Consider the following 14,100-nt stretch of genomic DNA (forward strand, 5'->3'; position numbering starts at 1 on the left):
TTTTCAACTTCGCGGTATCCCATTTCTTCTCCTTTGCCACCGACAGGGTATAGTTCAGCTCTTCCATACAGTCGGCCAGCTCACCCTGTAACAGCTGGTCGTTACCGCCAAAGTCAAGTTCGTCCATGGCCACGCTGCTCATCCCATCTTCCAGAGCAACTTTTCCCATCAGGTCACTTTCTTTGATACTCTCTGCAACAGGATCTGTGCCGCCACCTGAACCACCCTTGCCAGAAACCGAACCAAAATATGACCTAATTTCCTGCCTGTAATACAGCAGCAGGATGACCGAATAATGAACGAGCATGGAAACCAGCGTGAAAGTCCCATACTGTAGCCAACTAAAATTTGATAACATAAGCCTTTGTTTTAAACCGCCCGCACCATTGCCAGCGACGGAACAAAGGTTGTCCGATGTCAAATTTTCCTTTCCCAACAGGGGAGTTTATGGGGAACGATCCATTTCCATAAACCGAAAAATCAGATTTTGCCCGGTTTATATTTAAGATCCTCATCTACACGCTGCTGTATCGCCAAAGCCATAGAATCAATAAATTTAGAGGGACTGCTTACCTTTCGTTCACGGATTTCCCCGAAGGTATGGTGCACATCCCTGATCTTTACGCTGAACATCCGTTCAAACACAGTTACGATTTCTGATAAAGTCGCATTGCCATTGTTGAGCTGCCCAGTGTAATACAGCCCATAGATCAGCTCGCCCAGGTTCACAATCTTCCCCGTCCACTTGATGCCCAGATCAGCCAAAGGCAGCTCAGTGACTACTTTAGCACCATCCAGTAAACCGATGCGATTTAAAATCTCCTGTTGCAAAAATTCATAAGCAATAAACTTGGCAAAAAGGTAATCCATAGCGGTAGCATATACAGGGTCGATCTCGGGCATTTCTGGTATCAGTACAGGTGGAATTTCCGCGCCACGGATGAAATATAGGTGATCCATCTCGATCCGGCCAGTGCGGAAGTAATCGTACATTGAAGCATTCAGTTTGAAGAAGAGTTGCAGTTCCGAAAGCCTTTCCTTATAGTACGCTGCAATCGTTTCATTTGTATCAACTGGTCTGTTCATATCCAATCCGTATAGTTCAAAGTGGTATATTTTCGAAGCATAAAACTTAGGCTTGATCGTTTTGAAGAACAGTATCTCGACTTCTATAGAAGGAAATGGGATGGAAAGCACTTTACCACGAAGTGACAACAGCACTTTGCCAATTTCCAACATTGCAGCAGAAAGGACTTTTACCGGATCAGTTTGCTCGGCGACAATAGAAGATAACGAGCTGCACAACTGCAAATACAAAGCATCATAAAATTTACGGAACATAAAACTAAAGTTTAAATAAAACCTGCCTTAGCCAGTTGACCGGCAATAACTTTCACTCGGCAGGCTTGATCCAAAGAACACTATTTACCACCTAGGGAAAAAGTAGATGTATGAAACATATACCCTGATTTATAAAGCTTATGCTTATATTTGCCGCAGTTAAAATATTATATAGCGATAGCTATTTGACTTGTTCTAGAAAACCGCGAATTTAATAGACAAACAAGGGTAAATAGGCTGCTCGCCTGCGCTGTAGCGCGGGTGCGGCTTATCTTGTTTGTCGGGTGCTTCGCGGTACCTCTAGAGCGGATGTAGCACGTATCCCGCGCTATATCGTTTTATAGAACTCTGCATTTCGGGATGGCAGGCCTAAACCAATCTTATGAAGCACCCAAAAAATGCTGATATCCTTGATCAGCAAATTACGCTTAGTCCATTAAGTACCGAGTTCAAAACCGTAACCGAAATACTTGGCTTCCATACTTTTTCAGACCTATTGCAGCATCGGACGAATAAATTGTTAAGCTTGCCGGGCTTCACCCAGCAGCTCGTCTATGAATACGTAGATTTTTTAGAGACCAACCAGATGGGACATCTGATCGATCCATAAAAAAGGCCGAACAGATAAATCTGCCCGGCCCCAACTATTACTAAACTAAAATATTATTATTCCAAAAAACTCCGAAGGTCTTCCAGAACCGCAGCAACCATAGGCTCCAGTGGTTTGATGGCAGAAATATCCTTGGTATACATTTTTGATTTTACACTTGGTGCCGATAAAATTTCCTGCCCCTTAGTAGAAAAATTACAGGCAATCTTTTCCGAAAAAACTTCAAGTGTAGGTTCATCGTAAAATCCATGGGCATAAAGCGTCTTCTCAAATAATGCCAATTGAATAGCAGTCAATCTTGTTTTAAGCTTCATTGGGTTATTTGAAATTTCCTGTGGCCTTTCGGTAAGACCCTTAATGGTGGCATCGATCCATTTGGCCAATGCTTCGTCCACTGGTTTTCTGTCCTGGTCAAATACCATTTTTGTATATAGGTTAACCTGAAAAACCTTTGTACGTTCTATTTTCAACAACGATTTGGCTTCCGCTCCGCCGAGTCCATCCACCTTGGCCGAAAACATCCTGGTACAATAGTTCTCAAACCTTACATGGTTAAAGCCCAGACCTACCAGCAGATGCATCAGCTCGTAATTATCTTTTGGAAGATCTTCACCTGTTTCGTTGAATACCTTTTCATACTTTTTGAGGTACTTGTAGTTGTGCCAGCGCATCTTTCCATCAGAAGTGAACTGGTCGAATGGTATTCCCATTATCATGAGCAGCTGATCATCTATTCCTTTTTTCTGTAGCCAATTCTTAAGAAAAGCCCATTTCTCGTTATAGATCTGGGACTGTTGCCTGCAAAAAAGCTTGGGAAGACTTAAGGTGTCCGGCAACAACGGCTCGACCTGCGAAGTCAGGTGATCCATCAAATCAAGTATCGCCTGCGCCACGATATTATCCTCTCTATTCGGATCAAAATGGTTGTCACATATTTCACCCATACGGTACAGATTGATCTGAAGGAAGTTACTGATCTGTGTTTCGTTGGACAGTTCTAGCAATTGTTTCAGCAACACCCGTTCCAAACGCTGTAGCTCATTCTGCAATTTATCAAATGACGTTGTGTCCCCTTGATCTTTAACTAGGATTTCCGATAGCTTTTCCAGCTGTTCAAATTCGTAGTTCATCTTATTCGTAGATTGTAATTTATCATTATGGTTCGCCTGGGCATACTGCCATGACCATTCCACTATCTTTTCTATTGCCACCAGTACCTCTGCACGGTCTTTTTCACTGTTCAGGTCAATTCCACAGATCACACCCTGTATCGCTTTATGCTGCAATATCATGAAATAACTTCCACCTAGGAGCAGTGCAATGATTGCCTTAAAATTTACACCAGTTTCCCTAAAGTAGGGGGTTGCCATTTTTAAGAGTTTTTCGCCCTCCGCTTCGCGTTCATCTGAAATGCTTCTAATTAATGGACTGGCTTCGGAAATCTGCCAATGGATAATTTTCTGCATTTCTTCATTTTCAGCAAAGACCTTAAAATTCTCTTTCATCAATCCAACAAAGAGCATCTCAATTTCCTTTGCATCAGGCTGATCTGAAAAACGGAAACGCTCGAAGAAAGGCTTCCAATAATCCTTCTCTTGTATATAACTTTTCAAGAGTCCGTTCAAACTTCCAAAATGGTAACGGATGAGATTTTTGTCCTTGCCAAGCAGCCTAGCAATATTGTTTGTCCTTATTGCACTAAAACCCTGTTCGGTCAAAATCATGCCGATAGCATCCAAAAATTTCTTCTTTGTTGCATCAGCATCCCTAACCTTATTTAAGCGCCTTTTTGTCAAAACCTAATATTTCTATATTTCCAGATGTGTTTTCTTGATCACCCATTCCCAGGCATTCAACACTTTGTCGAGTTGGGTATGCGTATGGGTTGCCATTACACTCATTCTTACCCTGGCATCTTTCCTCGAAACTGCGGGGTAATTGATCTGATTGGCATAGATACCCGCTTCCAATAGCATTCCGCATATCTTTGCATTCAGATTGATGTCGCCAATCTTTACAGGTATGATTGCCGACTGTGTGATACCTGTATCCAATCCCAAGGATTGAAGCCCAGTTTTCAGGTAATCAATATTGTCCCAGAGCTTATGCATCCATATCGGTTCTTCATCAACCAGATCAATTGCCCTCGAAATACAGGCAGATGCAGGGGAAAGGGTCGCCGAAAAAATGTGTTGTCTTGCTTGGAACTTCAAGAAACCAACCAATTCTGGACTTGCCACCAAATAGCCGCCTACATGGGCGAAAGTCTTACTAAATGTACCAGTAATAATATCCACTTCTTTGTATAAGTTGTGGAGCTCAATTACGCCCCTTCCAGTATCACCGATTACCCCAGTCCCGTGAGCATCATCTACCATTAAATAAGCGCCATATTTTTTAGTTAATTGAATAATCGAATCCAGTGGAGCCAAATCTCCATCTTGCGAATACACCCCATCAATGATGACCATCTTCGTTCGATACCTATCTTTTGAAGTTTGAAGTATACGCTCCAGGGCATCTAAGTTATTGTGCAAGAACATCTTCACATTCGTATTCAAACAACCCTCATAGACACTGGCGTGAACAGCCATATCTAATATGGCCAAGTCTTCTTTTTTCAATAACGCCTGTAAAGATGAACTGTTGGCAGTGTAACCAGTACTGAATACAATCGCACTTTCCCTTTTAAAGAATTTGGCAATCTTATTTTCAATCTCCTGATGAAAAAGATAATGTCCCCCGATTGCTGGAGATGCCCCTGCACCAGAGCCATATTTCTCGATAGCTGCAATCGCAACTGCCTTAACCTTGGGGTGCTGGGTAAAACCCAGATAATCGTTGGAAACCAGACTTACAAAATTGCGATGTGGATTGCTCGGCAGATTGAGCTCGATCTCCGGACCACAGCCTGAAAGGTTTTCCTGTCGATAGTTGAACTGTCCATTCTTGCTACGGTCAACAACATACTCACCCCAAAGTTTTGCCCATCCATAGGGATCCATCCCCTCGATGTTCTCAAAGTCCTTAAAACTTGCTTTTTCAAAATCAATATTTTTCATGCCTATCTGTTTTTTTAAGCAAGTTCGTTATGTTTTATACCCTGTATGGGGAATTAAGGGATAATATTTAAAATAATTTCGATACTAACGTTTTAAAAAAGAACATGGCCAGACATCCATCTAGCCTATGTTCATCATTAACTATTACTAAAAAATTAAATCCGGTATTCAATACTAAAAGTTAAAACCCAAGTTGTTTCCAGCGTACTGGCACTATTAAATGATATAATCATAGTACTTTCCGACTTGATCCATTTTTATGTTTCAGAATTAAGTGTTGCAGAAGTCAACTTAGTTAAAAAATGTGCATCCATACTAAAGAAGATAATCATTGCGGCGAAGGCAGCTACTAACTCTGTCAAATTACTACTACAGAACCCTTATCTGCGATGAACCGAATCTCAGTTGCAGATGTTACCTATACTAAAAAACAAGTATTTACAGCAGGCAACCAAATTTTTCTCACTAATTTAGCGGTAAAATAGAGGGAGCAATATTACTCCCTTTATTTATATTAATGTTTGTAAAAATATTGACAGTTTCTTATAATCAAACAATATTTCATTGTTTATGTATAATGTTTTGCCTGACGCATCGATTAAAATAACCGATGGATTACTAACAATATTATTTTGCAGGATAAATGGATGATTTTTGCCAATCTCTCCAGTAAATACATTTATAGTATTGGAAGAGAATGATGTGTATAAACCTGTTTTCAGTGTTTTCTGCCAGATATCATTTTTCCGTTCGACAGACAAAGAAACAATTACAAAATTAGGGTTCTGGGCAAATTTTGCTTTAATTTTCGAGATTACGTTTTCATAAAGCAGTATACATGGAGCACAGCCTGGATTATAGACATCGATCAGGATAACTTTTCCTTTTAGATCATCAAGATTCATTTTTTTTCCTTCACTGTCAATGAAGGAATATCCCATTCCTACACTTTGTGGATAAGGGCTTTTAAGCTTGTTTAGTTCCGAAATTCCCTCACTCGTTTGAAAAAAAGATCCCGCATCATGTAATAAACTGTCTATGAGTTCTGATTTTTTGTAATTATTAAAGTAGTCTATCAATAATCGTTCCCGTGCTTCACCCGAAGTATTTGCTTTGATATAGTCATAATACCTGCTTAACACATTTGATTCGGGGTAATAGGTCATTTTTATATCGGTAAATATCTTTTTTTGTGCCTTCTTAATAGCTAACATTGAGTGTAAAAAACCATAATCCTGAGTAACCGGAAAGATAGCCTTAGTCGAACTAAAATAATTTTTCTTACATAAATCGATGGAAACCTCATTACCTTTTATACTCTGCATGTAATAATCAGCCGTTTCGCTAAATGCTTCAGGGCTACTATATTCTATGTCTTTTTTCAAAATTGAATATGCCTTTTCTGAAAGCTCATTTTTTTTCTTTTCCAGTATAGCGAAGCGCAGCTGTACAAAAGTGTTGATCTCCGAGATATAGTTCATATCAGGAGTAAAGGAACATGATTTAAATTCCTTTAAATAAGGAGCGCGTAAAGATTCATTGGCAAATAAATCTGCCCGAAGCTGATATTTTGCAGAACCATTTCCCTCAAAAACGTATGTACTGTTAATCCCTACCATCTTGGGAGTATTGGAAAGATGTAGCAGAATATCGTCATTTTCTTCCCAAGTAAAGAGTGAAGTAACTGTTCTCTCTTCCCTGAGACGGGTTACAGGATTATACCGTAACAACTTAATATCCCAATATCCCTGGGAACGGTTAGTGTTGATATGAAAATTAAATATACCACTATTATCCATGCCTGAGCGAATTTCAGAACTTTTTTTGAGTGTCCACTCATCAACTAACCGCAATATGAGCGTATCTTCCTTAATGGCTTCTTTGAGATGAACCTTCATATCAAATGAGTGCTGAGCATTTTGGGAAAAAGCCACACTTGTCAAAAAGATCAATGAGAGCGCAATAAATATAGTCTTCATGTTATCTTTCATTTTGGGTAATATGACTTAGCTGTATCTCATTATTCGGAATAGGCAATACATATTTAGGGCTATTGGGCTCTAACCTGTAGGTCTGTCCATTAACCGTTCGAATCAAGGTTTTCTCAAACGCAGTTTCCGTATTCAGTCGTTTAAGATCTTCCCACCGTATATTACTTACGCCTACAAGTTCTTTTCTCCTCTCCTTCAGGATAGTTTTTAGTAGATCAATCGGGTCGGATATGGTTATCGGGGTAAAATAGGCAGTTTCATAGCGATAACTGAGCAATGTATTGAGATCCTTTAAGGCAAGGTCTGTTCTTTTCATACGGGCATAGCTTTCTGCACGAATCAGATACAACTCATTGGTGGCAATACCGCAGAAATTACTGTTTGTCCCTGTATAGCTTCCTCTGTATTTATGTAGGCCGGCCGCATTGGTGAAGTAAAAAAGAGACCTGCGCAAGTCATGATTTGAGTACGAGTTGTACAATTCATCAGAAATGTTTCCCAAAGTACTTGAAGATGGCATAACAACGGCATATCCGCCGCCACGGGCATAAAAATTGATTTCAGGGTGATCATAGGGATTTGCCGGGAATCTGTATGTTCTTGTTAAATTGGCATACGTAGAATTGTAATCAAGAAGTTGGCTATTGATTTTCAGGGCTTCATTGGCATAAGCCCCGGCTTTATCATAGTCTCCCATTACTAAATATATCTTCGCAAGTAACCCTAATGAGGCAACTTTTGAAGGTCTACGGTTATTGACCGAAATTTGTGGAAGGAGTGCAACGGCTTTTTCTGCGTCAGTTATCATCTGTGCATACGTAGCAGTAAGAGAACTTCTTTGTTCGATTACATTGACATCAGAAGTTAGCCGTATCGGTAGCCCAAGATCACTGTCAGAATTACTTGTGTATGCTTTACAGAATAACTGTGCCAAATGGTAATAGAATAAAGACCTGTAAAAATATGCCTGCCCTTGAACATCATTATACAAAACTTCAGTACCTGAGGATTTGGAAACTTTATTTAAGCCGTCCAGAACAACATTTGATTTTGAAATAACCGCAAAGGGAGCATCCCAACAACTTGTATTATCGCTGCTCCATATTGTTTTATTCCATATGTAACCGTTTCTGATATCCTCTGTACTCCGAGAATAATCAGCATCGGCTAATGTAAAGTCATCGGTACCCAATTGTCCATAAATGGGGAATACTGTATGAATGGTATAAAAATGATCAAGGATTGCCTGAAAATCTTTTAAGGTTTCAGGGATTACCATTTCCTTCTGACGTTTTGCATCCAACCATTCGTTCTGCTTTTCACAGGAAGATATGGTAAGTAACATAAAAGTCGCTATAACGATATAAAGTATTTTTTTCATGGTAAATTTTTATAGAGTGAGGTTTAATCCAAAAGCCAAGCTGAATGGAGCCGAAAATATTGTGTTGGTTAATGAGCTGTATGCATCCGGATCTATATTGTATTTATTCTTTCTCCATATGATGCCAAGGTTGGAGGCATAAGCGTAAAGCTGGACATTTTGCAGCTTCATTCTTTTTATAAAACTGTTTGTTGCCAGATAAGAAAACCGGACATCCTGAAGGCGAATGTGTGAGGCACTTTCTACCAATGCCGAAGAATATTGATAGAATTGTGCACGCTGGCTGTTATCGGGATAGATCACTGAGGGGACACTCGTAATTAATTCATCACCCGGTTTCTGCCAACGTTTTTCGTAATCTCTGTTTTGACGTCCCAGAAGTATTGATGTATAATTTAAAGAGGTTGATGTTCTCCTAAAATAATGCCCAAACTTAAATGTGATATTAGCGGAGAGACTAAAATTTTTGTAGGTAAATTCATTGCGTAAGGCTCCGAAAGAACTCGGGCGGAAAGAACCGTGATAAATCAAACTATCAGGTTGATAATTATTAATAATAGCTGCATAGTCCTTACTTACAACCCCTTTTAAATTACCTAATGGATCACCAGTTGCAGGATCTAGACCTTTCCAGTCATAAGAAAACAGTCCATACATAGACTTTCCTACCACCAAAGACCTGTCTAATAATATGGATGATGATGTCGGTTTTACATCGTAGGAACTAAGTTTGTCTTTCAAATGGCTATATAGTAAGGTTGTTTTCCATATCAATTTTCCTTTGGTATTAATACTGTTCAGAGTTAAATCTATACCATTTGTCCTATTGTTGGCATAATTTCCAATAAAAGTTGTGAAGCCTGTTTGAGAGGCAATAGGGGTAGGCTGTAAAAGATCGATCCCCTCTTTTCTATACCATTCCAAAGTTCCTGAAATAACATTGCCAGATGTTGCAAAATCCAGTCCCACATTAATATTCTTTATTTTTTCCCATTTTAGTTCAGGATTTGGTGCGGAAATTATGGTGGCGGGCAAAAAAGGTGATTCCGGATAAATGGGCAGATATCGTGCGGTCAACTGAGCAGGGGTATTGCCTATATTTCCATTATATCCGAAAGTTCCCCGTACTTTTAAGAGTGGAAACAGGGTCATATTATAAAATCCTTCATTAGCTATATTCCAGCTGATTCCAGTTGACCAGAGTGGTGTAAATCGGTTATTTACATTGGCTCCGAACAGGTTAGATCCATCCTTTCTGGCACTGAAACTTATAGTGTATTTATCCGAATAGCAATAGGCGATATTAGTATAGTAGGAAATGAATCTGTCGAGATTTCCATAGACATCCCCGGTCGGTGCAGGAATATACGAGGCGCCGCCGGGATTGGTCGGGAAGGCATCCGAGTAGTTCAGGTTTGGAATACTTGTTCCAAACTGATCATTATATCCATAAGACGTACGGCTCCATCCTTCAACATTGATTTCCCTTACTTCCGCCCCCAATATGCCCGTAACAGTGTGGATACCAAATTTTCGGTCATAATTGAACTGTCCTCTGAGATTATTTACATTCCAATTGTAGGTGTTCATATTTAATACAGCACCTTCGGGGAAAATAAACTTTGTTGACATTGTTTGCGGATTATATTGAGCAAAAGTATTGACCATATTCCGGACATAATAACTTTCAGGAGACTGATAGTTTCGACCGTTAATAATTTGGTTTTGGTGCTGATAAAGAATATTAAACTTCAAAGGATCAGAAATTTTGTATTCGAGGCCAAACCGTAAGGTAAGATCGGAAATACCTCTTGTTTCATTCGCCAGCAAAAATTCTTGATAAGGTTTGTAGTTCCAGTCTTTAAACCCCTTAGATTCAAGTGATCCCTTATAAGCATCTGTTGTTCCTCTTGTTATCGATAAGGGGTTTCCTTGATCATCAGCCAGCTGAGCATAAGGGAATAATCCGGTATAATTCCCGCTGAGACTCACTAATTGACCGTAAAGGTTTTCATTATATTCATTTTTTATGGTGCTTTTGCTGTACAACAGATTGGAGCTAAGTGTAAGGCCTTTTATAAGGCGGGTGATATGCCCAAATGTTAAGGTACTGCGACTGTCTTTTTTACCGATAAAGTTTCCCCGGTTATTATCCTGACCTGCGGACAGAAAGAATGAATGTTTATCATTTCCTCCATTAATGGAAAGGTGATATTGCCTGTTGACCTGCGTTTGATATATATACTTTTCATAATCACTTCGGATGTCCTGGTCACGATATAGGGTAAGTTGTTTTTCAAGCTCTTGATCCGAAATCATATTTTCCCTGTGTTTGTATAAGAGTTCAACAACGGGCGAGACAGCAGGGAAGGTTACCGTGTTGGAAAGATACTGGTCGAAATATTTATTATCAAACAATCGCTTTTCAATATCAATATAATCTTGTGATGATACGTAGCGGTCATTGTTAAAAAGATCTGGTTTGGAGACCACATTCAAATTGGTTGAAAAGTTGATCTTTACAGGAGTGTTGTATTTACTTTTTTTAGTACTAATAACAATAACTCCGTTACCTGCTTTAGCTCCCCAGATACTTGCCGCCGCCGCATCCTTTAGGACAGTAACACTTTCTATATCATTAGGATTGATAGCAGAAAGATTTCCTTCATAAGGAAAATTATCAATTACGATCAGTGGGTCGGTGGCTGCATTAATAGTATTCTCCCCGCGAATATTGATCCCCAGATTCTTTCCTGCTCCTGTTGGTGTATTGATCGGCGTGTTGTATGCCAATCCATTAAATATAAGCCCACTAGTCACTCCATCTAAACGATCCAGTATATTTGTCGAAACTTTCCTGTTAAACAGAGAGCTGTCGATCACAACAAAACTTCCTGTAGCCCGTTCTTTTGGCAATTTTTGATATCCCGTAGAAACTACTGATACCTCATCCAACTTACCCGTACTCACCGTCATCTTGATATTTTCTAAATCTGCAGATACCATTATTTCCTTAATTTCATACCCGATGTATGAAATGACAAGAACAGCTTTCTCATCTACTTTGCTAAAAGCAAATTCGCCATTGGTATCCGTTACAACTTTTCGTCCTGTTCCCTTAATTATAATAGAAGCACCTGCCATAGGCTTCCCGTTTTCATCCACTAAACGCCCTTTAACTTCTATTTCAGATAAATTAACTTTTGTCTGTTCTGGCTTTTTATCCAACACTACGATCATCTTATCCTCCATAGAATACGTAAAAGGCTGATCTTCAAAACACTTATTCAGCACGTTAATCAAATCATCACTATTAACATTAATGGTAACAGGCTTTGCAATCTTGATTTGATGTTTGTTGATCACGAAATCATACCCACTTTGTTTCCTTAAATCTTTAAATAATTCTGTAAGCGGTGCATTCTTTTTTGACAAAGAGATTTTTTGAGCATTTGCGGCCAGAGAAACCTGCATAAATGCAATCAATAACATCAAGCATGTAAGATTTATCCTCATAAGCCATTTTCTGATATTGGGGTTCCATGCAATCTGCCACAAACTAGTTATGGACTTTCGGATATAGCTGGTTACACCATACCCATTTGTATAGTAAAATTTATACATTTGTTTGTTTAGTTTTTTGTTGAAATTGTGTTAGTAGCATTATTTATCCGATTAGCTAGACTTCTGATCGGGGGCGCTTCCAACGCCTCCGTTCTTGTTCTGGCCAACCTCAAAAACTTTCTAAGGCATAACCAAAACCCTCCTTCCCTCAACTTTAAAGTGAATCCCCTGATTTTTCTCTAGCGCTTTTAATAGCTGTGACAATTTTTTGGTTCGGGAAATCGTACTTACCACACCAGAAGAACTTATAGTTCCTTGATATTCGATCTCTACATCATACCACCTGGCAACTTGACGCATTACGGCTTTAAGGTCTTCGCCAACAAAAACGAAATCGCCCTTTTTCCAGCTCATCGCCTGATCAATATCGGCATCACCAATTTTTATATCACCACCTTTAACTATTGACTGTTGGCCAGGGGTCAATATTTTTGAATTTCTACCATTTAAATTAGTAACATTTACAGAACCTTCAAGCAGGGTTGTTTTTGTTTCTGGCTCATCAGCATAACTATTGATGTTAAAGTGCGTACCCAATACTTTAACTTCCTGATGAGTGGTCTTAACAATAAATGGATGTAGTCTATCTTTTGCAACCTGAAAATAGGCTTCTCCCAAAAGTTCTACTCTTCTTTCTTTAAGCGATGCAAAAGAAGCTGGATATTTTAGCGATGATGCAGCGTTCATCCAAACATGCGTTCCATCTGGAAGTACAATCTCATATCTACCGCCATTTGGTGTCTCTATCGTATTGTATTCTAACGTGGATGAAAAACCTGATTTATTTTCCGCTATTGTATAGACCAATTGTCCATCAGCCGTTTTGGTGATCTGCACATTAGTTTGCTCTGCAATAGTGCCGTTGCTCGCATCTGTAAGTGCAATGCGTTTTCCATTGCCAAGCGTCAAGTAAGCTTTATTGCCAGCAGGGTTAATGTCTGCCAACTCAACATTTGTAATTTCAACTTTATCAGGAGACTTTGAACTATAAAAATATAGGCTTAATCCAAGAACGGCAAAAAAGGACGCGGCCACCGCAACCCTCGGCCAAAGCTTAGAACCTTTCTTTTCTTCTCCACCAATAATGTGCATAAAGTTCTGATCAAGTTTTACTAGATTTTCTTCCAGTCCCTGATAGTCCTTAATCGACCTGACTTCGCTGATATACCAACTTTCCAGCATCGCCCTTTCCTCATCGGAAAGTGTTCCGTTATTATAACGTTCGATCAGTGATTTTACATCTAGGTTTTTCATCTGTATAAATTTTTTTTCAAGGGTGATGGAGCTATCATGTTACCATGATGGTTCCATACGTGATTAAGGAAATTAATCCCCTTTAAAACGTCAGACAGGCGAAGGTGTGAAATGGAGTAGAAAAATTTTAAAAAAAATAAAAAAGCAAGATGGACAGGTTAATCTTCAGCCTCAAAATGCGAACGGCATTGCCGACCTGTTTTTTGACCGTGGTGTCGGAAATGCCCAATACCTTACCGATTTCCTTATGGGAAAGATCGGTATTACGACTGAGCAGAAATACTTCACGCATTTTCTTCGGCAGTGCTTCGATTTCTTTCTCGATGATCTGGTTCAGTTCCTTTTCCCTGATCAGGTTGTCGGTAAAAAACTCGCCTTTTTCAAAAAAGGTCTGGATAGATTTGGCGTAACGATTTGTGATGTTCTGGTGGGCGATGGCATTGAACACCCTGTTCCGCACCGCTCCATAAAGATAATTATCAATAGATGAGATCGGAGCAAATTCTGACCGCTTTTCCCATAGGTTAGCAAAAACCTCCTGAACGATATCTGTCGCCTGGTCTGCATCTTTGATCGTACGAAGTGCATGAAGGTAAAGCGAGGCCTTAAACTTGTTGTAGATAAAAGCGAACGTACCTTGATCTCCTTCCCTTAAAAGGGACGCCAATTCCTGATCGTTATGTTTGCTAAAGTCTGACATTGCCCTCGATATCCCTTCTAATTTACTAAAAATCAGGGTCAATATTAGAAAATATTTTGCTATTAATTCCCCACTACTAAAATTTTCAGCAAAAAAGAAAGCGGAAATAGTTTTTATGGACTATTCCCGCTTATCTA

General features: G+C 39.4%; 9 protein-coding genes. 1 reads left to right on the plus strand and 8 read right to left on the minus strand.

What is annotated here, in order from left to right:
• Positions 1 to 480 precede the first annotated feature (480 nt).
• The gene (locus tag ACY2A0_RS10800) at positions 481 to 1,341 is read right to left on the minus strand and encodes an RteC domain-containing protein (RefSeq protein ID WP_461791491.1); all 861 of its coding nucleotides are present in this window, start codon (positions 1,339 to 1,341) and stop codon (positions 481 to 483) included.
• Between the two features lie 382 nt (positions 1,342 to 1,723).
• On the opposite strand from ACY2A0_RS10800, the gene ACY2A0_RS10805 reads away from it, so the two are divergent.
• Positions 1,724 to 1,951 carry a hypothetical protein gene (locus tag ACY2A0_RS10805; protein ID WP_461791492.1) on the plus strand — a complete coding sequence of 76 codons (228 nt, stop codon included), beginning with the start codon at positions 1,724 to 1,726 and terminating at the stop codon, positions 1,949 to 1,951.
• Between the two features lie 56 nt (positions 1,952 to 2,007).
• On the opposite strand, the gene ACY2A0_RS10810 is transcribed toward ACY2A0_RS10805, so the two are convergent.
• The 7 genes from ACY2A0_RS10810 to ACY2A0_RS10840 all read right to left on the minus strand — a co-directional run bounded on the left by ACY2A0_RS10810 (position 2,008) and on the right by ACY2A0_RS10840 (position 14,005).
• Positions 2,008 to 3,747 carry a TetR/AcrR family transcriptional regulator gene (locus ACY2A0_RS10810; RefSeq protein WP_461791493.1) on the minus strand — a complete coding sequence of 580 codons (1,740 nt, stop codon included), beginning with the start codon at positions 3,745 to 3,747 and terminating at the stop codon, positions 2,008 to 2,010.
• Positions 3,748 to 3,759: 12 nt separating this feature from the next.
• Positions 3,760 to 5,013: an aminotransferase class I/II-fold pyridoxal phosphate-dependent enzyme gene (locus ACY2A0_RS10815; RefSeq protein ID WP_461791494.1), complete on the minus strand. Its 1,254-nt coding sequence runs from the start codon at positions 5,011 to 5,013 to the stop codon at positions 3,760 to 3,762.
• A 509-nt stretch (positions 5,014 to 5,522) separates the two neighbouring features.
• Positions 5,523 to 6,992, minus strand: a complete 1,470-nt coding sequence (locus ACY2A0_RS10820; RefSeq protein ID WP_461791495.1) for a TlpA family protein disulfide reductase — start codon at positions 6,990 to 6,992, stop codon at positions 5,523 to 5,525.
• Between the two features lies 1 nt (position 6,993).
• Positions 6,994 to 8,385: a RagB/SusD family nutrient uptake outer membrane protein gene (locus ACY2A0_RS10825; RefSeq protein WP_461791496.1), complete on the minus strand. Its 1,392-nt coding sequence runs from the start codon at positions 8,383 to 8,385 to the stop codon at positions 6,994 to 6,996.
• Between the two features lie 9 nt (positions 8,386 to 8,394).
• The gene (locus ACY2A0_RS10830; RefSeq protein WP_461791497.1) at positions 8,395 to 12,009 is read right to left on the minus strand and encodes a SusC/RagA family TonB-linked outer membrane protein; all 3,615 of its coding nucleotides are present in this window, start codon (positions 12,007 to 12,009) and stop codon (positions 8,395 to 8,397) included.
• Positions 12,010 to 12,129: 120 nt separating this feature from the next.
• Positions 12,130 to 13,263, minus strand: a complete 1,134-nt coding sequence (locus ACY2A0_RS10835) for a FecR family protein (protein WP_461791498.1) — start codon at positions 13,261 to 13,263, stop codon at positions 12,130 to 12,132.
• Between the two features lie 127 nt (positions 13,264 to 13,390).
• Positions 13,391 to 14,005 carry an RNA polymerase sigma factor gene (locus tag ACY2A0_RS10840; RefSeq protein ID WP_461791499.1) on the minus strand — a complete coding sequence of 205 codons (615 nt, stop codon included), beginning with the start codon at positions 14,003 to 14,005 and terminating at the stop codon, positions 13,391 to 13,393.
• Between the last annotated feature and the right edge of the window lie 95 nt (positions 14,006 to 14,100).

The organism is Pedobacter sp. (genome assembly GCF_965249885.1).
GTDB lineage: Bacteria > Bacteroidota > Bacteroidia > Sphingobacteriales > Sphingobacteriaceae > Pedobacter.

What these genes read in the sequence shown, in the direction of transcription:
- ACY2A0_RS10805 (WP_461791492.1), top strand. Translation starts at nt 1,724, where the DNA reads ATGAAGCACCCAAAAAATGCTGATATCCTTGATCAGCAAATTACGCTT.
- ACY2A0_RS10825 (WP_461791496.1), bottom strand. Translation starts at nt 8,385, where the DNA reads ATGAAAAAAATACTTTATATCGTTATAGCGACTTTTATGTTACTTACC.
- ACY2A0_RS10800 (WP_461791491.1), bottom strand. Translation starts at nt 1,341, where the DNA reads ATGTTCCGTAAATTTTATGATGCTTTGTATTTGCAGTTGTGCAGCTCG.
- ACY2A0_RS10830 (WP_461791497.1), bottom strand. Translation starts at nt 12,009, where the DNA reads ATGTATAAATTTTACTATACAAATGGGTATGGTGTAACCAGCTATATC.
- ACY2A0_RS10835 (WP_461791498.1), bottom strand. Translation starts at nt 13,263, where the DNA reads ATGAAAAACCTAGATGTAAAATCACTGATCGAACGTTATAATAACGGA.
- ACY2A0_RS10815 (WP_461791494.1), bottom strand. Translation starts at nt 5,013, where the DNA reads ATGAAAAATATTGATTTTGAAAAAGCAAGTTTTAAGGACTTTGAGAAC.
- ACY2A0_RS10820 (WP_461791495.1), bottom strand. Translation starts at nt 6,992, where the DNA reads ATGAAGACTATATTTATTGCGCTCTCATTGATCTTTTTGACAAGTGTG.